The 25,666-nt window shown below is 43.4% G+C and carries 23 protein-coding genes; all 23 read left to right on the top strand.

What is annotated here, in order from left to right; all coding sequences use genetic code 11:
- Nucleotides 1-131 precede the first annotated feature (131 nt).
- The 23 genes from Y697_RS05780 to pseI all read left to right on the top strand — a co-directional run bounded on the left by Y697_RS05780 (nucleotide 132) and on the right by pseI (nucleotide 25,621).
- Nucleotides 132-434, top strand: coding sequence for a nucleotidyltransferase family protein (locus tag Y697_RS05780; RefSeq protein WP_014730878.1), 303 nt, complete (start codon nucleotides 132-134; stop codon nucleotides 432-434).
- Entirely contained in the window at nucleotides 427-774 is a 348-nt protein-coding gene (locus Y697_RS05775) for a DUF86 domain-containing protein (protein ID WP_121550711.1), read from the top strand. Before Y697_RS05780 ends, Y697_RS05775 begins: the two co-directional genes overlap by 8 nt.
- A gap of 838 nt (nucleotides 775-1,612) precedes the next feature.
- Complete coding sequence (locus tag Y697_RS05770; RefSeq protein ID WP_121550710.1) at nucleotides 1,613-2,386, top strand: type IV toxin-antitoxin system AbiEi family antitoxin; 774 nt, start codon at nucleotides 1,613-1,615, stop codon at nucleotides 2,384-2,386.
- Entirely contained in the window at nucleotides 2,373-3,317 is a 945-nt protein-coding gene (locus Y697_RS05765) for a nucleotidyl transferase AbiEii/AbiGii toxin family protein (RefSeq protein WP_183083730.1), read from the top strand. Before Y697_RS05770 ends, Y697_RS05765 begins: the two co-directional genes overlap by 14 nt.
- A gap of 456 nt (nucleotides 3,318-3,773) precedes the next feature.
- Nucleotides 3,774-3,983: a type II toxin-antitoxin system HicB family antitoxin gene (locus tag Y697_RS05760; RefSeq protein ID WP_014730874.1), complete on the top strand. Its 210-nt coding sequence runs from the start codon at nucleotides 3,774-3,776 to the stop codon at nucleotides 3,981-3,983.
- A complete protein-coding gene (locus Y697_RS05755; protein ID WP_121550708.1) occupies nucleotides 3,980-4,222 on the top strand; it encodes a type II toxin-antitoxin system HicA family toxin in 243 nt (80 codons plus the stop codon). The genes Y697_RS05760 and Y697_RS05755 overlap by 4 nt, the downstream gene beginning before the upstream one ends.
- Nucleotides 4,223-4,939: 717 nt before the next feature.
- A complete protein-coding gene (locus Y697_RS05750; protein WP_121550707.1) occupies nucleotides 4,940-6,331 on the top strand; it encodes an ATP-binding protein in 1,392 nt (463 codons plus the stop codon).
- A gap of 920 nt (nucleotides 6,332-7,251) precedes the next feature.
- Entirely contained in the window at nucleotides 7,252-7,920 is a 669-nt protein-coding gene (locus Y697_RS05740) for a winged helix-turn-helix transcriptional regulator (protein WP_259462336.1), read from the top strand.
- Between the two features lie 171 nt (nucleotides 7,921-8,091).
- Nucleotides 8,092-9,399, top strand: a complete 1,308-nt coding sequence (locus Y697_RS05735; RefSeq protein WP_121550705.1) for a DegT/DnrJ/EryC1/StrS aminotransferase family protein — start codon at nucleotides 8,092-8,094, stop codon at nucleotides 9,397-9,399.
- Nucleotides 9,400-9,759: 360 nt separating this feature from the next.
- Nucleotides 9,760-10,491, top strand: coding sequence for an acyltransferase (locus Y697_RS15080; protein ID WP_006486503.1), 732 nt, complete (start codon nucleotides 9,760-9,762; stop codon nucleotides 10,489-10,491).
- A gap of 148 nt (nucleotides 10,492-10,639) precedes the next feature.
- Nucleotides 10,640-11,944 carry a nucleotide sugar dehydrogenase gene (locus Y697_RS05720; protein ID WP_121550704.1) on the top strand — a complete coding sequence of 435 codons (1,305 nt, stop codon included), beginning with the start codon at nucleotides 10,640-10,642 and terminating at the stop codon, nucleotides 11,942-11,944.
- A gap of 104 nt (nucleotides 11,945-12,048) precedes the next feature.
- Nucleotides 12,049-12,420 (top strand): four helix bundle protein, encoded by a 372-nt coding sequence (locus Y697_RS05715; RefSeq protein WP_259462335.1) that lies wholly within the window; start codon nucleotides 12,049-12,051, stop codon nucleotides 12,418-12,420.
- A 118-nt stretch (nucleotides 12,421-12,538) separates the two neighbouring features.
- Nucleotides 12,539-13,687, top strand: coding sequence for a Gfo/Idh/MocA family protein (locus Y697_RS05710; RefSeq protein WP_006486498.1), 1,149 nt, complete (start codon nucleotides 12,539-12,541; stop codon nucleotides 13,685-13,687).
- Between the two features lie 31 nt (nucleotides 13,688-13,718).
- Nucleotides 13,719-14,768 (top strand): non-hydrolyzing UDP-N-acetylglucosamine 2-epimerase, encoded by a 1,050-nt coding sequence (gene wecB, locus Y697_RS05705; protein ID WP_006486495.1) that lies wholly within the window; start codon nucleotides 13,719-13,721, stop codon nucleotides 14,766-14,768.
- Between the two features lie 48 nt (nucleotides 14,769-14,816).
- On the top strand, nucleotides 14,817-15,827 hold the full coding sequence (locus Y697_RS05700) for a glycosyltransferase family 2 protein (protein WP_006486493.1): 1,011 nt from the start codon (nucleotides 14,817-14,819) through the stop codon (nucleotides 15,825-15,827).
- Complete coding sequence (locus tag Y697_RS05695) at nucleotides 15,820-17,226, top strand: polysialyltransferase family glycosyltransferase (RefSeq protein WP_006486491.1); 1,407 nt, start codon at nucleotides 15,820-15,822, stop codon at nucleotides 17,224-17,226. The genes Y697_RS05700 and Y697_RS05695 overlap by 8 nt, the downstream gene beginning before the upstream one ends.
- A gap of 78 nt (nucleotides 17,227-17,304) precedes the next feature.
- The gene (locus Y697_RS05690; RefSeq protein ID WP_121550703.1) at nucleotides 17,305-18,525 is read left to right on the top strand and encodes a glycosyltransferase family 4 protein; all 1,221 of its coding nucleotides are present in this window, start codon (nucleotides 17,305-17,307) and stop codon (nucleotides 18,523-18,525) included.
- A gap of 51 nt (nucleotides 18,526-18,576) precedes the next feature.
- Nucleotides 18,577-19,776, top strand: a complete 1,200-nt coding sequence (locus Y697_RS05685) for a glycosyltransferase (protein WP_006486488.1) — start codon at nucleotides 18,577-18,579, stop codon at nucleotides 19,774-19,776.
- Nucleotides 19,777-19,896: 120 nt separating this feature from the next.
- Nucleotides 19,897-21,042, top strand: a complete 1,146-nt coding sequence (locus Y697_RS05680; protein WP_006486486.1) for a RimK family alpha-L-glutamate ligase — start codon at nucleotides 19,897-19,899, stop codon at nucleotides 21,040-21,042.
- Nucleotides 21,043-21,432: 390 nt separating this feature from the next.
- The gene (locus tag Y697_RS05675; RefSeq protein WP_006486485.1) at nucleotides 21,433-22,473 is read left to right on the top strand and encodes a polysaccharide biosynthesis protein; all 1,041 of its coding nucleotides are present in this window, start codon (nucleotides 21,433-21,435) and stop codon (nucleotides 22,471-22,473) included.
- Nucleotides 22,473-23,414 (top strand): dTDP-glucose 4,6-dehydratase, encoded by a 942-nt coding sequence (locus Y697_RS05670; RefSeq protein WP_006486484.1) that lies wholly within the window; start codon nucleotides 22,473-22,475, stop codon nucleotides 23,412-23,414. The genes Y697_RS05675 and Y697_RS05670 overlap by 1 nt, the downstream gene beginning before the upstream one ends.
- Nucleotides 23,415-23,424: 10 nt before the next feature.
- Nucleotides 23,425-24,561, top strand: a complete 1,137-nt coding sequence (pseC, locus tag Y697_RS05665; protein WP_006486483.1) for a UDP-4-amino-4,6-dideoxy-N-acetyl-beta-L-altrosamine transaminase — start codon at nucleotides 23,425-23,427, stop codon at nucleotides 24,559-24,561.
- A gap of 1 nt (nucleotide 24,562) precedes the next feature.
- The gene (gene pseI / locus Y697_RS05660; protein WP_006486482.1) at nucleotides 24,563-25,621 is read left to right on the top strand and encodes a pseudaminic acid synthase; all 1,059 of its coding nucleotides are present in this window, start codon (nucleotides 24,563-24,565) and stop codon (nucleotides 25,619-25,621) included.
- The last annotated feature ends 45 nt before the right edge of the window (nucleotides 25,622-25,666 follow it).

Raw genomic sequence — 25,666 nt, 5'->3', positions numbered from 1 at the left:
TGTCGGAGGACTGTGGACCTTTGACGGTTGACTTGAGATATCTCCTGCGCAGTAGCACCGCTTATTGAAGTCTCTTTGACAGTTCATTTAACCGTTCCGGGGGTGTGATAGAATTTGCGTGAGGTGATACTATGCAAGACCTAGAAAACGTTATAGAAGCATTGCGTAAAAGCCTTCCCGAGCTAAAAGATCGTTTTTCTGTTTCGAAGATAGGGGTTTTTGGCTCGTATGTGAAAGGAAATCAGAATGACGACAGCGACGTAGATATCTACATAGAGTTTGATAGGGTGCCTGGTTTAGAATTTGTGGAGCTCGCAGAGCAGCTTGAACGGATCGTACGAAAAAAGGTTGATTTACTAACTCCTCTTGGATTAAAAAGCATACGAAACGCCAGAATTAGGCAGGATATTGAGCAGTCGATAAAATATGTCTAAGAGAGAAACTACTGAGATCCTTGAGGATATAGTCGACAGCATAGATCGAATCACAGCCTATGCAGACAACATGTCATATGATGAATTTATGTCAGATTTGAAGACACAGGATGCAGTAATCGGAAACATTGAGATAATAGGAGAAGCAGCAAAACAACTCCCATATAGCTTCACACTAGCCCACAGCGATATTCCGTGGAGAGCAATAGCTGGAACAAGAGACCGACTGATTCACGACTACTCAGGTGTCAACTATGACATAGTGTGGGCGGTCATTGTAAGTGACTTACCTTCTCTACGAGCGAGGATACGTGAAATACTTCAGACTGAGGAAAACTGAAATGACTTCCGAACCTGATCTTCGCCTGTCGGGCGTCGATGCACAAGTTCAGCCATGGTGTGAAAATAATCCAAAGATGCAAAGAACCTCTGAATGCTGTAAGCAAAAACAGGGACTGACCGGCTCCTATGGTCTGTCCCCTTTTTCGCGTAAAATGCAGAGATTCCAACCAGGACCTTTTTCGGGCGAACGGCCGTTCGCCCCTACAAGAGAACTGCACAATCATCTTAAATTGTCATCCCGTAAAGCCTGCCCTGGTGAGCGCCCCTTCTGTCATCCCGTGATGGGTCTGCACGGGATCTCGCATTCAAGAACCGCTTCACGCTTAATAACGAAACCCCGCTGAACGCTGTAAGCGAAAATAGGGACTGACGATTCTCCTCGCGTCTGTCCCATTTTTCACGTAATAGGTATGAGATTCCAACCAGGACCTTTTTCGGGCGAACAGCCGTTCGCCCCTACAAGAGAACTGCACAATCATCTTAAATTGTCATCCAGTAGCGCCTGCCCCTAAATCCACCCACCTTGTCGTCCCGTGATGCTTTTGCACGGGATCTCGCTCTTCAAAACCCGGTTCTGATGACCCGCTTTTATCAACCCGATCCTTCTAACCCGCACTCTGTAACCCGCTCCTCTGTTTCACACCCGCTCTAATTAACCCGATTCTCATAACCCGGTTTTCGTAACCCGTTGTTATTAACCCGATCCTAGAATCCGCTCTTCTGCCCGACGAAGAAGGAATTCGAAATCAGAATCCCACATGTGTTTTATTCTGGGCTTGTAAATATTAAGAAAGCACCAGTAATGTGCTAGAATTAAAACAGTGAAGGTGATTGATTTGAAGTACTATGAGCAACTGGCGAGACTGGGAGTTTTCACAAAGAGCGATGTCGAAAAACTTGTGGGAAAGAGCGAAACAGCTAATTCACTGCTGCAGAGCTACAAGAGGCGTGGCTTGATTGACCAGGTTAAGCGAAACCTATATGTGACGAAAAGCTTAGAGACGGGACAGGCAATAGCTGGGCGCTATAGAATCGCATCGAAGATCAAGCCACGGTCTTATATTACGCATCATTCTGCTTTTGAATATTACGGGTATGCCAACCAAGTTTATTATGAGGTATATGTGAGCGCAGAAACGAAGTTCGCTGAGTTTTCCTATGATGATGTTAGATATCGTTTCATTTCTCCGCGAATACACGAGGGAGTTGTTATGAATCCAGATGGGGTGAGGACAACAGACGTGGAGAGAACTACGCTAGACAGCATCAATGACTTTGAGAGAATTGGTGGTCTAGAGGAACTTCTTAATTGCTTAGACGCTGTTCCCTCACTTCATGAAAGTACATTGGTATCGTATTTGGGTCAATATAATAAGAGATTTCTTTATCAGAAGACCGGATACATACTGAGTCATTTTCAGGAAAAGTTTCGCCTATCAAAAGGTTTCTTCGAGCTATGTGAACACGAGAAAGGCAAGAGCGTTAGATACTTCTATAACGCAATACGCTTTGAATCACCAACTTACAATCCAAAATGGAAACTACTTGTTCCGGAAGATCTTTTGGCAATAGTCTCGAAAGGAGTAGAAGATACAGGTGAGATACGATAAACAAACTATCGGGCAACTAGCTTCAGAACTGGGATTTGTGCGTGATACATATGAGAAAACATTGAGATTAGTCGAGATACTTCAATTCATAGACTCGGATACACTTCTTTTGGAAGCTTTGGCTTTGAAGGGCGGAACGGCAATTAACTTGATGATCATTCAGTTTCCAAGGCTATCAGTTGATATTGACCTTGACTACTGCAGAAGCATATCCAGGGAAATCATGATTGAAGATAGGACCGTCATTACAGATAAGATTACTCTTTTCATGGACGCGAACGGTTATAGACATAGCGACAAATCGAAGCGTCACTATTCTCTCGAATCACACGTTTTCGAATACACGAATTCAGGAGGAGCAAAAGATAATATCAAGATCGAGATCAACTTTTCAATGAGAGCTCATGTACTACCTTTGGAAGTCAGAAGAACTGCGATTCCTGGAATCATTCAAGAAATACGAAGTCGGTGTGTAAGTTCTATCGAAATACTTTCAAGCAAAATAGTTGCACTTCTCACAAGAGGAGCAACTCGTGATCTCTATGATGTCAGCAAAATGATCTCTCTTCTCTCTTTGAATGAAAGAGAGATAGAACTACTTAGAAAGTGCACCCTCTTCTATTTTTCGATAGGAAGTACTGGTATTCCTGAAAGCTTCGATTTTGAAAGGCTCAAAAGCATTACTAAGTACCGAATACGCACCGAACTTCTCCCGGTGCTTCGGAAAGAAGAGAAAATTGATCTTGATGAAATGCTCAGTAAGGTTGAGAAATTCCTTTCAAAACTACTCGTTTTCACTACAAAAGAGACAAATTTCATAGATAGGTTCAGGAAGCATGACTATCATCCTGAGCTGCTATTCAATGATAAAGAAATTGTCGAGAGAATAAGATTCCACCCGATGGCGCTATGGAAAACAAACGAAATTTGAAGAGTTAGAAAGTAGTACTAAGATGTTGAATCAAGTACAGATGACGGATTGTTAAGCCTTTCAGGAGTACCAAACGTCGGCGTCAGTTGATGATTGTGCACGGGGTCAAGGTTCCTAGACCTCCTGCCGGAGGCAGCCTTGCGTCTTGCAGCTCTTGTTGGAGGACGGTGGACCCTTGACGGTTGACCTGAGAGGCTTCTTTCAAGTCTCGAATATGGTTTTTCTCCAAGCGAAGTTTCGTCTCAGACTCAAGGCGTCCTCTCTTCAAAATCCGTTCTTATTGTACGGCGGGATATTTGGTTTTCGAGTACTCACTTAACGATGCTATAATTCTTTTGAGCAACTGTTTGCGACGTAAACCACGCTGATCAGGGCAGAACAGCTCAAGAATTAATCATATCTATTGGTATAGCCCGTAAAACGAGCGATACCTTGGAGATAGAACGGAGGTGGAACTTGGATACCGAAATAATCTTTCTCGTCGAAGAAGATTCCGTTTCTGGATTTTTTGCACGCGCCTTAGGTCACCCCATATTTACTCAAGCTGAAACACTTGAAGAGCTGAAGAAGAACATCAGGGACGCAATTAGATGTCATTTTGACGAAAGCGAGCTACCGAGGATAATTAGGCTTCATTTCGTTAAGGAAGAGGTAATTGCTCTTTGAAACTCCCTCGAGATGTAACCTTTGAAGAACTTCTGAAAGTTCTCACAAAGCTGGAGTATGAGGTCACACGTCAAACCGGCAGCCACGTGAGACTAACTACAAAGCGGAAGGGGGAGCATCATATAACTATTCCTCATCACAGTACGCTGAAGCCCGGTACACTTAACGCCATACTTATTGAAATTGCCGGACACTTCGAAATGACAAAGAAAGACTTGCTTGAGTTTCTCTTCGATTAGTTGTTTAGTATATTTGAACTGGTCTCTTTGGCTAATTGTGCAGTGCTCTTCGTTAGGTTGAGCACCCTAATCGCAGGAGGCTCGGCCGATGAGGCAAACAACTGTAATTCTTGAGATCTCTCGAAATATGTAATGCTCTACCTTCTTAGCAGTGCAAAGAATAAATAGATTGTAAGGATCAGGAATACTCGCGCTTGAATTTCTCTAAGCCTTCTTCAAATGGAGAGCTTTAGTTTGAGTTCTTCGTTTGGTCTCAACCTTAAATCTCCTCGAATTCTCCTAACTCATAAAGAGTCTCTCTTGTTCCGGAGTGCAAAGTATCATGATTGGTTGGAAGAGGCGAGAAAGGTCATTTATGAGAGTCGCTTTGCTCATGAGAGGTTGTTAGGAATGTATACATTTCGTCATGCTGAACTTGATTCATCATCTTGCTCTTCAAAACCAGTTATAGTAACCCGCTTCTATCAACCTGGTCTTCCTAACGCGGTCTTCTGTTTAAAACACGCTCTAATTAGCCATATTCTGCTTTTTCCAGCGTACAGCCTTCAGCGTTTTTTATCCAAGCGGCTCTTTCCCCGCGAAGCGGGCATTGCGTCCTGGCATGTTCTTTGCCAGCCTTGCGTCCACTGATGCTCCTCAGTGAACTGCACAGATAATGATATAATTAACTCTAGAGTTAGTAACTTACGAGTTAGTAATTGTGTTGGAGGTTGTTAAATGTTCATCAACAGAGAGAAAGAGCTTGCTTCTCTTAGGAAGCTAAAGAATAGTGGAAAGTTCGAGATGGTCGTTGTTTATGGACGTCGAAGAGTGGGAAAAACAACTCTTCTTAAAGAGTTCTCTAAAGAGATGGAAAGCATCTTCTTTGTCTGCGATGAGGTCAACGAGAAAATGATGCTGCGAAACTTTTCGGAAGTCGTTCTAGAACACTTCGGCCAGAAAGACACATTATCTCCTTTTGAGTCATGGGAGAAGGCGATTAGGTTCGTCGCGTCCCATGCAAAAGAAAAGCGTCTTCTCCTAGTAATAGATGAGTACCCATATTTGGCGAATGCTAGTAGCTATTTCCCGTCTCTCTTACAGCGCCTTATAGATCATGAGCTACTTGAAACAAGGCTCTATTTAGTTCTTTGCGGTTCATCTGTGAGTTTCATGGAGAGTGAAGTATTGGGCAGTAGGAGCCGCTTATTTGGAAGAAGAACTGCTCAGATGAGAGTCGAGCCATTCACCTATCGCGAAGCCTCGCTGTTCTTTCCGGAACTGAGCAACGAAGGAAAAATCATCGCGTATGGAGTGTTGGGGGGAATCCCACAGTATTTGCAGAAGTGGAACCAGCATCTTCCATATAAAGAGAATATTGCAAACAACTTTCTCGATACATCGGCGTATCTTTATGCCGAGCCGAGATTCTTGTTGAGACAGGAACTTCGCGAACCTTCCCTATACAACACAATAATTGAATCAATTGCGCAAGGCGCTACTCGCATGAACGAGATAAGCACAAGGGTAGGAGAGCCTAATGATAAGACTGCAAAGTACATAGCTACACTGCTGAACTTGAATATATTGGGACGAGAAGTGCCCGTTACAGAGAAGAACACTTCACGGAAGGCGATCTACTATATCAGAGACAACCTTTTTAAGTTCTGGTACACCTTTGTGTTTCCTAACCTCTCGCTTATCGAAACCGGCATGACAGAAGAGCTTCTGAACAAAAAGATCGCTAGCGGACTCAGCAAGTATCTGGGCCTAGCTTTCGAAAACATATGCAGAGAATATTTACTGTACAAGAGTGTCAGGGGAGAACTACCCTTCAGGATTATGAAGTTGGGCAAGTGGTGGGGAAGCAATCCTGCAATGAAGAAGCAAGAGGAAATTGACCTTCTTGGTCTCGGAGATAGTCAAGTAATAATCGGTGAATGCAAGTGGACAAACGCTAGAGTCGGCGTAGGTGAACTTGAGAGATTAAGAGAAAAGGGATCGATTATCGCTTGTCAAGACAGGATATTCGTGATCTTTTCCAAGAGAGGATTTACTGCAGATCTGGAAGAACTAGCTGCAAGAGATGCAAGTGTTTACCTCGTGACCTTAGACGACCTCTTTGCCTGAAATGAAGCCGGATCAATAGTGGTTTCATTAGGGCAAGGTCTCGAAGGCCTCCTGCCGTAGGGAGCCTTGCGGCCACTGATGTTCTTCAGTGGTTTGCGTCCCGGCACAATCTTTGCATATAGTGCGACCGCCGATGCGTTTCGGCGCATTGTGGCTTTCGACTAAAATATGTTCTTGTCGGAGGACGGTGGTCCCTTGACGATTGACCTGAGAAGGGGTTGTCATCCCGTAGAGCCTGCCCTGATGAACTCACCTTCTGTCATCCCGTGATGCTTCTGCACGGGATCTATCACCTGAGATTCGCTTTTCGCTGCACGCTATAACCAAAAACAGGGACTGACCGGCTCCTATGGTCCCATTTTTCGCGTAAAAGGCAGAAATTCCAACCAGGATCTTTTTCGCGTAAAAGGCAGAAATTCCAACCAGGATCTTTTTCGGGCGAACGGCCGTTCGCCCCTACAAGAGAACTGCACAATCATCTTGAATTGTCATCCCGTAGAGCCTGCCCTGATTAGCCTGCCCCAATATGATCCTGTTTGGGGCTCCTGTTCAGGGGGTCTGCACGGGATCTCGCTCTTCAAAACTTGTTTCTGACAACCCGCTTTTATCAACCCGATCTTACTAACCCGCACTCTGTAACCCGATCCTCGAAACCCGTTCTTTTGTTTTCAACCCGTTCTTTTGCTCCACGCCCGCTCTCATGAACCCGGGTCTAGTAACCCGATCTTTATTACCCGATCCTCGAAACCCGCTCTTCTGTTTCACACCCGTTCCTAGTAACCCGTTCTTCGTAATTCCTCTTCTCACCATCTCTCAATTGCTCGTGTCTCCCCCTCTCACGAGCGAAGCGAGTTCTCTCTAATTTTCGCTTCTTTAGGCTTGACTTATGACCCATCGCATTGTTATAATTCTGTCAGTGAATGAATAATAAAGGAGCAACTATGGATCTTTCTGAGTTTTCGTTTTTCAATCCTTCTCCGAATTTCAGAGAAATGAGCATTCTGAAGGCTCTTACTGAAAGTTCATCAGTTTCCCAAGAACGACTTGCCAGAATCGCTGGGATTGTTCCCAGCATGGTGAATAAATACATAAGAGACTTTGAAGATTCGGAGCTGATCCAGAAAGAGGGGGAGAACAGGCGGAACATGAAGTATGTCTTGACTGAAGCGGGAAAGTTCAGGCTTCAGTATTTAACTATTCTTTACCTCAAAGAAGCAGCTAAGCTTTACACGGAATCGAGAGATATCTTTGGAGAAGTCCTGGACACGATAAAGGGAAGCGATCATGAAAGCTTCTATCTATACGGTGCGGGAATAATCGGCGGAATTCTTGCGGACGTTCTAAGAACTGAGGGCATAAAAATTATTGGCTTCATAGACGATTCGGCAGCGAAACAGAACGGAACGTTTCACGATCTACACGTCTTTTCACCAGAAAAGGTCGACGGTAGAGATGATACAGCAGTCATTGTTGCTTCCTTCAGACATGCTAACCACATTGTCAAGAATGCAAAAGATAGAGGTTTAGATAACGTAATGGTCTTTACCATATCCAAACTGGGCAAAGTCGAACTTGAGCAAATTGAGTAGAGAGAAAAACCATTTTCGAGAGGACGAGATGACGAGAGAATTGTCTTGAGCGCAGAGATAGCCAGAAATACGCAGTGATGGTTTTTTGGTTTGCATCTCCTCGACCGTTTGCAATCTCTGCTCCATCTTCTCCAAATACAAGTGTCCTCTCGACAGGAACGTGGAGGTTCTATGCATATACCATTATTTGATTTGACTAGACAGTACAGTGATTTGAGAGAAGAGCTACTCGGAAAGATCGATGAAGCGCTTCTTGGGGGGAGGGTAATTCTCGGTGAAGCCGTAAAAGAGCTGGAAAAAAGCATAGCAGATCTTATCGGGGTTAAACACGCGATTGGTGTGGCAAACGGTTCCGATGCTCTTCTTATTGCCGTCGCCGCTCTGGGAATCGGTCCTGGAGACTACGTGATAACTACTCCTTATACTTTTTTCGCTACCGTTAGCTCTATTACAAGAAATGGAGCAACGCCGCTCTTTGCAGATATTGACCCGATAACTTACAACATCGATCTTGACAAAGTTGAGGAGCTACTTCAGATACATCCCGAAAGGGAAAGAATAAAGGCTATCATCCCAGTTCATTTATTTGGTCAGTCAATGGAACTCGGTCGACTCGAAAATATTAGAGAAATATATGGTGTCAAGATAATAGAAGATTGTGCGCAGTCGATAGGTGCGAGCTGGAGCTATCCTGATGGATCGACGGTGATGACAGGTTCAATCGGAGACCTTTCAACCTTCTCTTTCTTTCCTACGAAGAATCTCGGTGCATATGGCGACGGCGGGATGATCACAACAGATGACGACGAGCTCGCTGCATTCTGCAGGAGCTACAGAGTCCATGGCTCGCCTGTGAAGTACGTTCACGACATGATAGGAATCAACTCGAGACTCGATGAGCTTCAGGCGATAGTCCTCAACACAAAGCTCAAGCACCTTCAAGAATATGAAAGAAGAAGAATTGAAATAGCCAGCAAATACGCAGAGCACTTCGAAAGAGCGGGTCTGGGGTTTGGGGTCTCGAGTATGGATGAAGATCAATTTCTTTCGGACAACACGCAACAAATGACGAAGGACCGTTCTTCGCACAACGCACAACCTACAACGTACAGCGATGTGGTGATCCACTGCCCTTCTGCTCCTTATTCGATGAACGGCGAACCGAGAACGGCAAACGATTACTGCTTCTCTCACGTCTTTCATCAATACGTTGTGAGATTCGAGGGTTTCAGTAGAGAACAGAGAGACTCGTTGAGGGATTATTTGGCAGAACAGGGCATAGGCACTTCGATCTACTATCCAATGGGTCTCCACCAGCAGAAGTGTTTTGCATATTTAGGAGTCCCAACAGGAGCGCTCCCGGAAACCGAAATGGCCTGTGAAGAAACACTCGCTTTGCCAATATTCCCCGAGATGACAGACGAAGAAATCAAATATGTGGTCGACAAGATCGCTGAATCTGTTACGAACGAGAGATAAGAGAGAAAGGGCGTTTTCGAGAGTGCGCGTTGCGCGAGAAAGAAACTTCAAGACACTATGAATAGAGAAAGGAAATGAATTGATCGAGGTGGTTTGGTTTGTTAAAAAACGAGTATGCACTGGGTTTTTGGGATGAGAATCTTGGAACGACTACACTTGCGAGATTCTGTAGGTTATCTGCTTTGCATTTGTTTCTAGAAGTTGCAGGCAAAGTCCTCCATTGTTTCTTTGGTTCTATAAAATCTCTCGTGTCGCAGAAACGTCTCGCTCGCTTCGCGAGCTTCTCGACAATTTCCTTGTCGTATCTTGTCACCTACAACCAGCAACCCACAACGAGCAACCTCACATGGAGGTACTCCCATGTCTAACATCGAAAAAGGAATTAACGTAATAATCGAAGACGGTGCGAAGATCGGTGAAAATTGCGTGATAGGCCACAACGCTGTAATCCACAGAGGTGTGGTCATAGGAGACGATGTAACGATAGGAGACAATACAGTCCTTGGAAAAGAGCCCTTTGCAGCCAGTACAAGCGCCACTACAAGTATTGAAGAACTCAAACCACTATCGCTCGGCAATGGAACTACAATAGGCGCCTCGTGTGTTATCTACAAGGGAGCCTCTCTGGGAGAAAAGTGCTTTGTGGGTGACCTTGCAACTATTCGAGAGAAGACGACAATCGGAGATAGAACAATTGTCGGAAAGGGAGCCACTGTCGAGAACGGAACCTCAGTTGGGAAGAGAGTTAAGATAGAAACCGGAGCCTACGTAACAGCCTTCTCAACTATTGAAGACTACTGCTTCATCGCCCCTGAGGTAACCTTCACAAATGACAACTATCTGGGCAGAACAGAAGAGAGAAAAAATCACTTCAAAGGGCCAACATTAAGAAAAGGAGCTCGAATTGGGGCAAATGCAACACTGCTTCCGGGAGTAACTGTAGGTGAGGATGCGTTGGTTGCGGCTGGAAGCGTCGTTACAAAAGATCTGGCTCCAAGAAAGATGTACGCAGGCATCCCTGCAAAATTTATCCGAGACGTACCACAAGAACAGCTGATAGAAGAACAAGTATTCTATGAAGAGCGAGAATAACGAGAGAAAAATCTCGAGAGGACGAGAGATTGCATATAGGATGTTCTGATCAACGGTCATAATGATCTTAATATCTCAACGTCATCACGTAATCTCGTCTATCTCCAACATCCAGTCGTTGTCTCGCTTCAAAATACAGGAGGTTTCCATGCTCAAAGAAAGGATTTTAGACAAATCGGCGATAATCGGCGTAATCGGCCTTGGCTATGTAGGATTGCCGTTAGCGGTAGAGAAGGCCAAGGCCGGTTTCAAAGTAATCGGTTTTGATATCCAGGAAAGCAAAGTGAAGATGGTCAATGAGGGGCACAACTACATCGGTGATGTTGTCAACGCTGATCTCGAGAAGATAGTCTCTGATGGTCATCTTCGCGCGACTGCCGATTTTGAAGAACTGGCAGGCTGCGATGTAATTGCGATCTGTGTTCCCACTCCCCTTGACGTCTTTAAACAGCCGGATCTCACGTATGTGATCAACTCAACAGAAAATGTCGCGAAGAGACTCCACAAAGACATGCTAGTAGTTCTTGAATCAACAACATATCCCGGAACCACAGAAGATGTTATGAAGCCTATTCTTGAAGAAACTGGTCTTGTATGCGGAAAGGACTTCTATCTCGCCTTCAGTCCGGAAAGAGTTGATCCGGGAAACCTTAGATACAAAACGAAGAACACACCAAAAGTAGTCGGAGGAGTAGGTCCGGAATCTACCGAAGTAGCGAAGCTTCTTTACGAATCGGTTCTTGATGCCGAAGTCTTCGTCGTTTCATCTCCGAAAGAAGCGGAGATGACAAAGATTCTCGAGAATACATTCAGGATAGTAAATATAGCCTTGATTAACGAAATGGCAGTAGTCGCGGACAAAATGGGAATCAACATCTGGGACGTAATAAATGCCGCCTCGACGAAACCCTTTGGCTTCATGCCCTTCTTCCCCGGTCCCGGAGTCGGAGGTCATTGTATCCCCATAGATCCCTTCTATCTTACATACATAGCGCGCAAGTACGACTATCACACGCGCCTGATAGAACTCTCCGGAGAGATAAACGACTCAATGCCCGAATACGTTGTCACAAGGGTTATGAAGGCTTTGAACGAACGCGGTATATGCATGAACGGCGCGAAAGTCGTCATGCTAGGCATCGCATATAAAGAAGATATAGAAGACATGAGAGAGTCCCCAGCCCTGAAAGTTCTAGAACACCTTGAAAAGAATCTTGCCCATGTCTCTGTTGTCGATCCTTATGTTCCTGAATTTATCTGGGAAGGAAAGACCGTTAAGACTGTCAACCTCACAGAAGAGTTAATAAAAGAGTCGGACGCAGTAATAATCACGACGGCACACAAAAAGCTCATAAACTATTCAATGATTGTAAAGAACGCAAAATACGTTTTCGACGCGAAAAACGTCCTCAGCAAAATGGGCATCGCAGGCGAAAATATAGAAGTTCTTTAGTTACCGTTGTTGGTTGTGCGTTATTGGTGAAAAACATAGAGACTTTTTGGAGACGGCGAGGAACATCGCCGAGAATAAGAGAGAAAGGAGAGTAAAAAGTAAGAGTGGCTTTTTTCGAAATGGAGATCTACGAAGTATCTATGAGCTTTGTAGAGAGAATCTACAAATTAACAAGGAGCTTTCCAGAAGAAGAGAGATACTGCCTTGTTTCTCAAATGAGAAGAGCTGCAATATCAGTTCCGTCTAACATTGCTGAAGGAAATGGAAGGGGTCATTCAAAAGAGTATTTGCACTTCTTATATAACGCAAGAGGATCGCTGATGGAACTGAGAACTCAAATTGATATTTCCAAGAGGCTTGGGTATCTCAAAGAAGCAGATTATTCAAGTCTGATAGAGAGTTATGAAACACTGAGAAAGATGCTGATGAATCTCATTACGTCAATTAGAAGGAAGAGTATTTCGAAATCAACCTGAAGGGGGAATTGATGTAAGAAGAGATAATCCTTCGTCGTTAATTTTTCTCGACACGAAGTGTCGTCTCTCCTTCTCGACAATGCTCTTTCTCCATAACTTAAAAGATCGGAGTGACAAAATGAAAAAACTACGTGCCGCGCTTATTGGATGCGGAAGAATTGGAACAAAAAAACACATAGAAGCCTTTGCAGCCAACAGTGATTTGATTGATCTCGTTGCTGTTTGCGATCTTGTACCAGAGAAAGCCGAAAGAGCAGCTGAAGAATACATGAAGATACGAGAGATATCGCTTAATCGCGGAGAAGGAGAAAAAGAGAGAATAGGAGAGAAAAACGAGACCAAGAATAGCCAAAACAGACTCCCTTCCTCTCCAGCATCCAAGCCTGATCTCCAACGTCCACGCGTAATCTCCGACTACAAAGAGCTCTTCTCGTCTCAGATCGATTTCGTCACCATCGCCACTGAGAGCGGGAATCACTTTAGAAATACAATTGACTTTTTGTCGGCTGGAAAGCACATCCTTGTTGAAAAGCCAATGGCACTGGCCTCAGAACACATGGACCAGATGATAGCCCTATCGAGAGAGAAGAACCTGAAACTTGCCGTTTGCGTTCAAAACAGATTTAATCCTCCAGTTCAGGAACTTCGAAAGGCAATCGATTCAGGTAAGTTCGGAAGAGTGTTCACTGCAACGGCGAGGATCCTCTGGAATAGAAACGAGGAATATTACAGGCAGGCCAGCTGGAGAGGAACTTGGGCGATGGATGGCGGCACTATCATGAACCAGTGCGCCCACAACATCGACCTTCTTCAATGGATGCTGGGAGGGGAAGTCCAAGAGATATTTGCAATGACCGAGAACTACAAGCACCCTTATATAGAGACAGAGGATTTTGGGGCTGCGATCGTTAGATTCAAGAACGGCTCTATTGGTATAATCGAAGGAACGGCAAACGTATATCCGAGGAATCTGGAAGAGACCCTGTCGGTTTTCGGTGAAAAGGGAACGGTCGTATTGGGTGGGTTGGCTGTGAACAAAATCCAGACCTGGAAGTTCGAAGGCGAGGAGTCACACCCGTTCATGGATTTGCCTGACCCGGATACGGTCTATGGTTCAGGCCATATGACGGCCTTCAAGGATTTCGCGAGAGCGATTATCGATGATCGAGAACCGTTCGTCAACGGAGAAGAAGGCAAGAAATCTGTGGAGATCATTCTCGGAATTTACAAGTCTGCCAGAGAGGGAGTACCAGTCAAATTTGAATAGTACTTACAAAGCACAAATACAGGAGTGAATCTTGAAGATAGCTACTATAGTGGGTGCGAGGCCCCAGTTTATTAAAGAAGCGGTAGTTGGAGAAGAACTGAGAAAAGCAGGTTTTGAACACGTGCTAATACATACGGGTCAGCATTATGATTACAACATGTCAGAAGTGTTCTTCAATAGCTTAGAAATCAAGGAGCCCGACTACAATCTTGGAGTTGGTTCTGGTAGTCACGCTGTGCAGACCGGGTTAACGATGATGCGTCTAGAAGAAGTTGTGATAAAAGAAGAGCCTGACGTTGTACTTGTTTACGGAGACACAAATGCAACTGTTGCCGGAGCGTTAGTTTCTGCGAAGCTGAAGATACGCGTTGCTCATGTGGAAGCAGGTATGCGTCAAGAACCCAGAGATATGCCTGAAGAAATAAACAGGGTTTTAACGGATAGAATTTCTAGCATCTTGTTCTGTCCATCACAGACGGCGGTGAAAAACCTTAAGAAAGAGGGAATGGAAAAAGGGGTTTGGTTTACTGGCGACGTGATGTACGACCTATACTTGAAGATGGAGAAACAATTCGATTATTCTTTGTCAGAGCAACTCGACCTTGAAGAAAATGGATACGTTGTTGTGACAATTCATAGAGACTTCAATACAGATAATAGGTATAGGCTAGAGGAGATTCTCAAACAACTCAACATGATTGTGAAGGACAAGAGAATAGTCTTTCCAATTCATCCTAGAACGAGAAAGCGAATTGAGGGGTTTGGTCTTGAGAATCACTTAGAGAATCTAGACATAATAGACCCGCTTGACTACTTGTCGATGATGGGACTTGTCAAGCATTCATGGAAAGTGATTACCGATAGCGGTGGACTTCAGAAAGAGAGCTACTTCGCAGGCAAACAAGCGGTAGTAATAATGCCTGATACTGGCTGGATTGAGCTAGTCGATGCTGGAATCAACTGCCTAACATCTCCAGAAATGATCCGAGAATCACTTCTCCTCATTCATGAAACTAAGTATGAGAAAGGGCTTTACGGTTCAGGAAATGCTGCAGCAGAAATTGCTTCGCTGCTTGGCTAGTGAGAAAGGTTTGGTGAAGGAACACAGTAGTCTCCGGAGGGGTCTTCAGTGGAAGAGCAGGAATTGCCGAAAGTTACAATAATAGTCCCGACCAGGAATGAAGTTCATTTCATCGAAAAGTGTCTGAATTCGTTTATCGTATCTGACTATCCTGAGCACTTGATGGAAATAATCATTGTTGATGGGATGAGTGAAGATGGCACAGACGAAATAGTCAAGAGGTATTGCGAACGAGACAGGAGAATCATTCTAATCAAGAATCAGAAGCTTATTACTCCTGTTGCACTGAACTTAGGAGTGAAGGCTTCAAGAGGTGAATATATATTATTCAGCGGTGCACATAGCGAGATGCCCTCAGACTACATCTCGAGGTGTATCAAACATGCCATCGAGACTGGAGCAGACAATGTTGGCGGAGTGATGAAGACGGAACCGCGAGTCGAATCGTGTGTCGGAATTGCTATCTCAAAGGTTCTCTCAAGCCCTCTTGGGGTTGGAGGAGCCAAGTTCAGGACAGGTGTAAGCAGACCTACAGAAGTAGATACTGTGCCTTTCGGCTGCTACAAGCGAGAGGTTTTCGATAGGATCGGGTATTTCAATGAGCAGCTTGTAAGGAATCAAGACATCGAGTTGAATTTACGACTAAAGCGGGCAGGAGGAAAGATTGTACTCTTCCCAGATATCGAATTCACTTATTTTGCCCGATCTACCTATAAGGATCTGTGGAGAAACAGCTTTGGGAACGGCTACTGGGTAATCGCTGGTTCTCAATTCTCTAACATACCGTTCTCACTAAGGCACATCGTTCCGTATCTTTTCGTTTCCTTCATTGTAGTATTCGGTTTGATTTCCATATGGGTGCCTTTGGTGAGAATCTTCTACCTAACTATTATCACCTTGTACATCTCGTTATTGCTCATCGCATCGTTGGGTATCTCATTGAAACCCGGAAGATTTGATCTCTTCTTGCCAGCATTCACTGGGTTTATTGTTCTCCATATAGCATACGGCATAGGATCTTTGAAGGGACTTGTACAAAGGATATTTGTCCATGGATAGCGCAAGAGCACTATCAATAATCTCGAGGATAGAGCAAGAGCGGGGCAATGCATGTACTGAACTGATGATTGATGAGATTCCGCTTTGGAATGTTGTAAGGACTAGTTTGTTTTCTCACTTGACCGGGGATTTCAGTTCTAGGTACTCTAATTCGAAGAGCATAAGAATGCTCTCTACGATGGTTTCTTCATTGCTGAATTCTAAATTGCCCATGGAAAACGAGATTCTAGCTATATCTGCTAACACAACTAGAAGGGAATTTGAAGGATCGGAGTTTGACATATATATTGACTGGATTGGAAAGCTTACAGAACATAGCTATTCCATTATCGAGATACCTAATGTTTCAGTTCCTAATCCAAGGCACAACGTGTTCACTAAGCAGAGAATATCAGGAATGAATCTTCTCACAAAGAGCCTCATTAAAGCAAAAAGTTACCAAAAACGCGCAGACGGAATTCTCAGCAAAATAACAAACCTTTTGAAAGGTTTCCTGGATTCACAAGGAATCGAAGATTTCATTGCGAGCATTAGGAAAGTTGTACCCAGATATTTGGCGCTGATTTCTTTGATGGAAGATATGCTGGATAGGCTTACTCCGAAACTAGTTCTCGAGGTCTGCTCGTATAATCTATCTTCAAGAGCGTTAACCTATGCAGCAAAGCTTCGCGGAATTCCAGTTGCGGAGATCCAGCACGGCATAATAAACAGGTTTCACGCTGGATATATATACAGGCATGTAGTAAATAGAAGTGATACGCCAGATGAATTGCTTGTCTATGGTCAAGCATTTAAAGAAGTTCTTACAGATGAAAGTGTTCTTTTCAAACCTGAAAGCATACATGTGGTTGGTAACTACTATATCGAGTCAGTGAAAAACCAGCCAACTATTCCTGAAGTTCAGGTAATTAAGAATGATTCAAAAGATAAGCAGGTCGCTTTGATCACTACACAACCAATTTACGAAGCAAAAGCTTATGCCGAAGCTGTCACTTCGCTGGGAAAAAAGGGCTATTTTGTAATAATCAAGCCACACCCCAGTGAGCTAAAGGAGAAGTACTTCGCCTTTCAAGACAGGAACGTCATTGTATCCACATTCTCGGTTTTTGAATTACTAAAAATAGCAGATATTCATTTGACCATCTCGTCAACATGTGCACTTGACGCCCTTCAATACTCCGTACCATCCGTTGTTCTGAGATTCGAAGATCACCAGAAGCATCTCGAAGCTTTGAGGGGTTTTTCAGGCGTTGTTTTTCAGGAGAGATCCGTCGATGAAGCAATTGATTTTTGTAGTAGCGGAAAACTTACTTTATCTGATGACAAATTCATGGCCAATGGTTCTGCAGACAGACTGGTGAGCGTTCTGAATAGTCTTCTTAAAGACAAATCGGAGTAATTCAGTAATTACGATGCAGAACTTGGGGATTACTGATTCCCGTGCTGGGTTATATGAACAATTAGAGGAGAATCGACTGTGAGAGTACTTATCGGACCTGGAATGGCCCCCGTGAACCAGGGCGGTCAATTTGCTGGTGGAGCAGCAATGGCAACATATGAGATAGCAAGATCACTGTCTGAGTTAGGCCATGAAGTCTACTTGGCGACACTTCATGATTTCACAGGGAGTTCGGACCAAACTCTACACATTTTACGCAGAAGAAAACTGCGGGAATTTCTCAAAGCCTCACCAAGAATCGCATTGAAACTTTTCAAAGGCGAAAGGAACGTGGAAAAGTATTACGGGCGTCCTTCTTTGCTTGAAGAAGCGAGATTTCTTGGTGTAAGACTCTATTGGAAAAAGCTAATCGATCGCGTCAAGCCGGATATCATTAGTATACACGGCAATAATCTAGATCGATTACCGATGATTCTCTCGGCCGTGGAATCGGGTGCTCCATTCGTGTTCACTTCCCACGGTATATCGGAAGAGGAGGAAGTAAAATATGATCTAAAAGTCTTTCTCGAAGATTTCTTCGGATTTCTCAAGAGTAACGAAATACCCGTAATCTCTGTGAGTTCAGGCCTCAGAAGTAAAATTATAGATGACATTGGCTATAAAAGCGAACTCTGCACGGTTATAGGAAACGGGATTTCCCACGAATTCCTGGAAAGGGCGTCACGATACAAGGAAAAGAGAGTCAAGGAGAAAGGAAATGCTCAAAGTTCCGAAGTTAAGCTAATTACCGTTGGCAGTCTCATAAAGAGAAAGAATCAGCTTCTCGTGATGGAAGCAATGAAGCATCTCCCCGAAAACTATAAGTACGTAGTGGTTGGTGACGGACCTGAAAGGGAGAATCTAGAGAGATTTGCTAATTCAAACGGACTGGCTTCAAGAGTCGATTTCGCAGGTAGATTACTGGGTGAAGAACTTATTCAGGCATATAGTGAATGCGATGTGTTTGCTCTTACATCGACTTCAGAAGCCTTCGGACTTGTATTCCTGGAAGCGCTAGCTTGTGGACTACCCGTTGTTACTATGGAAGATCTCGAAGGAGTGAAGGATATCTATCAACCAGATTGCTTTGAACTTGTCGAGGAATACGATTCAGTTGAGTTAGCGGAAGCAATCGTAAAATCCACAAGAAAAATCGGAAGAGAGCAAATGATGGAACACGTAAAAAAGTTCTCGTGGGAAAAAGTTGGAACTCAATATAATGAAACACTTTCCAGTGTAGCCGGTCAAAATCATAGTTGAAGACTCTATGGCCCTACGCCATTTATAGTCTTTGTTAGGAGTAAGGAAGTTATGAATAACTCATTGTTGTATTTCACAATCCTCAACGAAGAGTCGAAATCACTTGGGTTTCTAAAGAAAGTTAGGTCTCAGTGCAAAGCCTTCGAAAAACTTGGTCACTCGGTTTTTCTCGGAATCCTGCGAAACACCGAGTATGTCATTTACAGAGTAGTCAATTCGGGCTTTGAAAGAGAAACCAGTTTCCACTTTGGCAGCATAATGGAATCCATTAGGAGCAGGGCTAGCATAATCAAGAGAATCAATAATCAGCTAGTTCTATCAAAAATTATGCGCTTCACACAGGAATGGTGCAGGAAGAAAGAAATTGGTGCGGTATATATTAGGAGATTTGCTCTTTCTCATTTGGTCATAAGGTTCTTAAGATCCCTTTCACACCAAAGCAAGATTGTCTGGGAGTATCCCACCTATCCTTGGATAAGCGAATACAGGCACTCGCATAGCCTTTTTCGGAGTATTGTAGAGAGAAGTCTTGCGTCACTTCTGGAGAGACATATCGATCTAATTGTTGGAGTGTCAGGCATAAGTGGCTTTGAAAGGGAGGGATTGCTTCTCACTACCAACGGTGTTGGTATTGATGAATTACCAATGAGAGAGCGCCCTTTTTTGCTCAGAACTATAGAGCTTCTAGGGCTTGGAAAGATCACGAGCTATCATGGATACGATCGAATTATCAAGGGAATTGCTGACTACAAAGGTGAGTACGAAGTAGTATTTAACATCGCCGGTGACGGAAATGAAATTGACAACCTGCGTAAGTTGGTGAATAGCTTGAATGTCGATGAAAGTATCAAGTTCCATGGTGTCGTTGATGGGAAGAAACTTGATGATTTGTTTAACAAGTCCCACATAGGCATTGGCTCGCTTGCCTTACATAAGATTGGAGGACAGTATCCTTCCCCGTTGAAACACAGAGAATTCTGTGCGAGAGGCTTGCCGTTTGTACACGCAACTGATGACCCCGATTTTGCTGGCCTTGAACCATTTGTGAAGAAAGTTGAGTTTGGAGAGGACCCTATCGATATTCAAGAATTGGTGACTATGGCAATAGAGATCTACAATGGACCGCAAGACGGCAGAAGAGTTCTGCGGGATCACGCTGCTAGAACACTAGACTGGGTTGTGAAAATGAAGCCTATTTCAGATTTCATTCTGAGTACTCCTCATGGGACTGTTAAAAGTATTCGTGACTGATTGCGCCAGAACGAATAATAGTCTTATTCGGGATACTATTGCGAAGACTAAGAACGGTATGTAGAAGCAACGAAAAGAGTGTACAAGACAGATCATATATTACAAAGACGGAGGGAAATCTTGTTTGAAGGAACGAAGAGGAAACTGAAGGAAAGAATTCTCTGGTTTCCAGAATCGAATAGCCCAACCTTTGATGATCCATGGAAGTTCAATTTCGAGGAAGTAAAACTCGATTGGCCAAAGGAGATCAAGAGACCTTATGTAGGGCTAACACAAGATTGCAATGCAGCACCGTATTGGACAAAGTACGCATTGTTCCTTGAAAAAAACGGATTCCCCTATTCAATATTCGAGCACCATAGATCTGACTGGATAGAGCAGGCTTCGAAATTTGACACTATTATCTGGTCTCCAAAAGATGGTCCGTTCGAAATGGATGACATTAAAAGAAAAGTGTACATCCTTGAGAAGAAGCTGGGTAAGATCTGCTTTCCCGACTATGAGACTCTTTTGCTATGTGACGACAAGATATTTTCGACATATTTGCTAAGGATAAACAATCTTCCAATCGCAGATACTTTCATCTCGAGCGACTACAAAGAAAGCCATAGGATGATCAACAGATTTAGTTATCCACTGGTCTCAAAGGGATCTTTTGGAGCCGGTTCAAAAGAAGTCACATTGGTCACAAAACCCTCTGACGCGAAGAGAATTGTAAGGAAAGTCTTTTCAATCTACGGCAAGAGAACACATTTGAAGTACATGAGACAGAAGAACTCGATCTACTTTCAGCGTTTCTTGAAAGGCGATAGCCTGGATACCAGGGTCAATGTAATTGGGAAAATGATCTTTGGATACTACAGGAAACCAAGGGGGAACGATTTCAGAGCTTCTGGGAGCGGGATCGTAATAAAAGAAGATCTTCCCATCGAGGCTATTAAGATTGCTCTTGAAACCTATAGCAAGATTGGAAAGGCAATGCTTGGAGTCGATATGCTAAAGGATGAAAACGGAAAATACTGGATAATTGAAATCAGCCCGTTCATATACGTAAGGACTCCCGAGCAACTAAAAGTGAACGGTGTCGCCGGCGCATATTCTTTGCAGGATGACGGAACTCTATTGTTCGAAGAGAAATCATTTTGGCCTCAGCAACTTGCTCTTAAAGTGTTCTTTGAGCAGAACTATCTTTCTTCCGTTGAAGAATGGAAAGCAAAGTTTTTGGAGCCAGGCATGTCAAAAAGCTATTTCAAAAGAGTTTTATGAACAAGAAGTAGGAAGCAATTAAGGAGGAGAAGAGAGAATTATTCGATATCTGAGAATGATAGTTATTAAGTCAATGAGATTAGTGTAACCAGTGAATGCTTGTTTTGTTGCAATAGAGCATTTGTTGATGAGATTTCGAAGATAGGCATGGAATAGACTCTTATGCATAGGGATTAATAAGTTTGGCGATTCAGAGATCAGATGCCGTTTTGAATTATAAAGATCTTCTCTTATGGTTTATATGAGTGGGATGTGAGGTTTAGCTGTTGGGTTTATCATCAAAATCAAGTGTTGAATCAAAGTATAAGTCATTAATATTGATTGTCCTTGGCATTATAATGAGAATGGTGAAGAACCTGAAGTAAAGAAATCTTGGTGTAGGTGAGAACATTGTTAAATGGCAAAAGCATCCTAATAATCGGTGGAACTGGGACTGTTGGAAAGACCTTGTTTTACAGTCTTCTGATGCAAAACCCGCGAGTCATTCGGCTTTTCTCCAGGGACGAACATAAACAGTTCATAATGGAGAACGAGCTAGGGATAATAAAAAGCGCGGACAATGGGAACGAGATACCCAGTACCGCAAATGTTCGTTTTCTAATTGGTGATGTCCGCGATAAAGAGAGAGTAATGAGAGCAATGGAAGGAATAGATGTCGTTTTCAATGTAGCCGCGATGAAACACGTTCCAGCTTGTGAATACAATCCCTTTGAAGCTGTCAAGACGAATGTTTTGGGTGTGCAGAATGTGATCGAAGCTGCTCTGAAGACTGGGGTAGAAACTGTTGTATATACAAGTACAGACAAAGCTGCCTCTCCAACGAACACAATGGGTGCTACTAAACTTCTTGCCGAAAGGTTAATGAGTGCAGCCCAATTCTCAAGGGGAAGCTCTAAGACTAAATTCGTGTCCGTCAGATTCGGCAATATCTTAATGAGTCGTGGTAGCGTGCTTCCACTATTTGTCGAACAGGCAAAAAAGAAGTCTCCATTAACTCTTACAGAACCAGATATGACTCGCTTTGTTATGAGCAAAGAAAGAGCGGTTGAGCTAATACAAAAAGCTGCTATTGAGTCTCTTGGAGGAGAGATATTTGTTCTCAAAATGCCTGTTGTCAGGATGGGAGATGTTGCAAAAAGCGTTATGGAGTACTTCGATAACGACTCAATGAGGATAATTGGAAAGAGACCTGGCGAGAAGATGTATGAGGAGTTAATGACGGAAGAAGAGAGTATGAGGGCATTAGAGCTTGAAGATATGTTTGCAGTACTACCTTTTTTTGGAGAAAGAGAGAATTACGTTATGCACTATGAAGAAAAAGCAAAACCAGCCAAAGTTGGTATGTACTCATCAGAGAAGGAACCAATACTCCAATATGCTCAAGTAAAAGAGATAATATGGGATATACTGAACAAAGGAGAGGTTTTGTAATGAAGACTCTTGTAACGGGTGGGGCAGGATTTATAGGTCGCTGGTTGGTGAAGCGATTGCTAGATGAAGGCCATTCAGTAAATGCTATAGATGATTTCTCAAATGGTAGAAGAGAGAATATCGAGGAGTTTTTCCAAAGAGGCTCATTCCATTTTCTGGAAGGGGACATAAGGAATGAGAGAACTCTTGAGAAGCTTTTCGAAGAGGAATACGATATTGTCTATCATTTGGCCGCAGAGATCAATGTACAGAATTCTATAGATAACCCCTCTCAGACAATCGAAAGAGACATTCTCGGAACTTTCAATATTCTTGAACATTGCAGAAAGCAGAAGACGAGAGTTGTGTTCATGTCAACCTGCATGGTCTATGATCGCAGTTATGACGAATCAGGAATAACTGAAGAGCACCCCACCAAACCCGCATCACCATACGCAGCGGCCAAGCTTAGCGGCGAAGCGCTCACACTTTCATATTTTCATGCCTACGGGTTGCCAACTGCTGTTATCAGACCATTCAACACTTATGGTCCTTTCCAGAAAACGAACGGCGAGGGAGGAGTAGTGGCGATATTCGTCAAGCAAGCTCTCAAGAATGAACCTTTGAGAATATATGGGGACGGAACACAAACAAGAGATTTGTTATACGTGGAAGATTGCGTAGATTTTATAATAAGGGCAGGAAACAACGACCTTGCTCTTGGCCAAATAATAAATGCGGGAACGGGAAACGATGTTGCGATTAACAATCTCGCTCTTATGATTGCAGGAACTTCTAAACTAATTAAGCACGTTCCACATATTCACCCGCAAGCTGAAATCATGAAACTCAAGTGCAATTCTAGCAAAGCTAGGGACTTGCTAGGGTGGGAACCAAAATTCTCACTCGAGAAGGGCATTGAGAAAACGAAAAAATGGATTGAAAGCAATCCAGAACTATAGGGGGCGAATCGTGACCAATATCCCTTACGGCAGACAATGGATAGATGAAGAAGATATATCAGCAGTTGCAGAAGTACTTGGCAGTGATTGGTTGACTCAGGGACCAGATATCGAAGAGTTCGAAAAAGCTATTGCGAATTATGTTGGTGCCAAGTATGTTGTCACCTTCAGTTCGGGAACTTCCGCACTACACGGCGCAATGTTTGCGGCTGGAATCGGACCTGGAGATGAGATAATTACCTCTCCAATAACCTTCGTGGCTACTTCAAATTCAGCGATCTATTTGGGAGCCAGACCGAGATTTGTGGATATTGATCTGAATACTTACTGCATCGATACTTCAAGAATCGAGGAAGCGATTACTGAGAACACCAAAGTGATTGCCCCGGTCGATCTTGCCGGGTATCCAGTGGATATTGAAAGTGTTATGGAGATTGCTGGAAGGCATAACTTAGTCGTTGTTGAAGACTCGGCTCATGCTCTCGGAGCTAAAAGGAATGGCAAGATGGTCGGAACAGAAGCAGGGATGTCTTTGTTTAGCTTTCATCCAGTGAAGCATATCACCACTGGAGAGGGCGGAGCTATAGCAACTGACAATGAGGAATACTACAAGAAAATGAAGATCTTTGTTACTCATGGTATAACGAAAGATCCAGCCCTTTTGAGAAGAAATGATGGGCCATGGTACTACGAAATGCAAGAACTTGGTTTCAACTATAGGCTCACGGATTTCCAGTGTGCTCTAGGACTTTCGCAGTTAAAGAAGATAGAGGGTTTTCTCGATAGAAGGAACGAAATAGCTTCTATGTATGATGAAGCGTTCAAGGATATCGAAGGGCTTGTGATTCCTCCAAAACCAGCCCAACAAACCTCGCGGCACGCATATCATCTTTACCCGATTTTGCTGACCCAAATAGATCGAAAAGAAGCCTATATGAAGCTGAGAGAAAGGGGAATATTTACCCAAGTACACTACATACCCGTCCACTTGCAGCCGTACTACAGAGATAACTTTGGCTTCAAGAGAGGCGATTATCCAAATGCTGAGTATTACTATGAACATGAGCTTTCTATACCTATGTATCCAAGAATGACTGACGAAGAAGTGAACTGCGTAATAGAGTCCATAAAGAGTCTGGGAAAGTGAGGTGATCTTTGTGGAGTTCAAGATAGGAGATCGTCTTGTAGGCGACGATCATCCAGTTTTTGTTGTTGCCGAGATGTCGTGCAACCATCTGCAGAAGTACGATTATGCAGTTGAAATCATAAAGAAAGCTAAAGATGCAGGCGCAGATGCTATTAAACTTCAGACATACACTCCGGACACTATGACGATAGACTGCAACAACAAGTATTTCAGGCTGAATGAAACCATCTGGGAAGGGAAGAATCTGTATCAGCTGTACAAGGAAGCATACACGCCTTGGGAATGGCAGCCAAAACTAAAGAAGATTGCTGAAGAGGAAGGACTAATCTTCTTCTCCACTCCGTTTGACAGGACTTCAGTTGACTTTCTTGAAGATCTCGATATCCCTGTTTATAAAGTCGCTTCGTATGAGATAACGGATATCCCTCTCATAGACCGTATTGCCTCGAAGAGAAAACCCATAATATTCTCAATTGGAATGGCCACGCTAGCTGACATTGAATTGGCCTTGTCAACGATAAGGAAGCACGAGAACAACGATATTGCAGTTTTGAAGTGTGTTAGTGCTTATCCAACTCCGATAGAAGAGACTAACTTGAAGACAATCGAGAACATTAGAGAGACTTTTAATGTCGTCCCTGGCTTATCCGACCACACAAATACGATTACGACCGCCGTTCTTTCAGTTGCGCTTGGAGCAAAGATTATCGAAAAACACCTAACTCTTGATAGAAATCTGGGCGGACCAGATGCACCATTTTCTCTCGAACCAGATGAATTCAAAACAATGGTGAATGCTGTTAGAGAAGCCGAAAAGGCAATAGGGAAAACGACATATGAACTAAGCAAGAAACAGCAGAGAAGTCGTCTTATGGCAAGATCGCTCTTTGTGGTGAAAAATATGAAGAAGGGAGACATATTCACGGAAGAAAATGTGAAATCCATAAGACCGGGATATGGTATGCATCCAAAGTACTTGCCAGAAATTCTTGGAAAAAAAGCTGTTAATGACACAGAATGTGGTACTCCTTTGAGCTGGAGTTTAGTAAGTAAAGAATAGACTAGAATCTAAATCTGCTGAAATTGTACCGATATCTGCAAGAAG

Source organism: Mesotoga sp. BH458_6_3_2_1, from assembly GCF_003664995.1.
Taxonomy (GTDB): domain Bacteria; phylum Thermotogota; class Thermotogae; order Petrotogales; family Kosmotogaceae; genus Mesotoga.
This window is presented reverse-complemented; position numbering and strand designations above follow the sequence as displayed.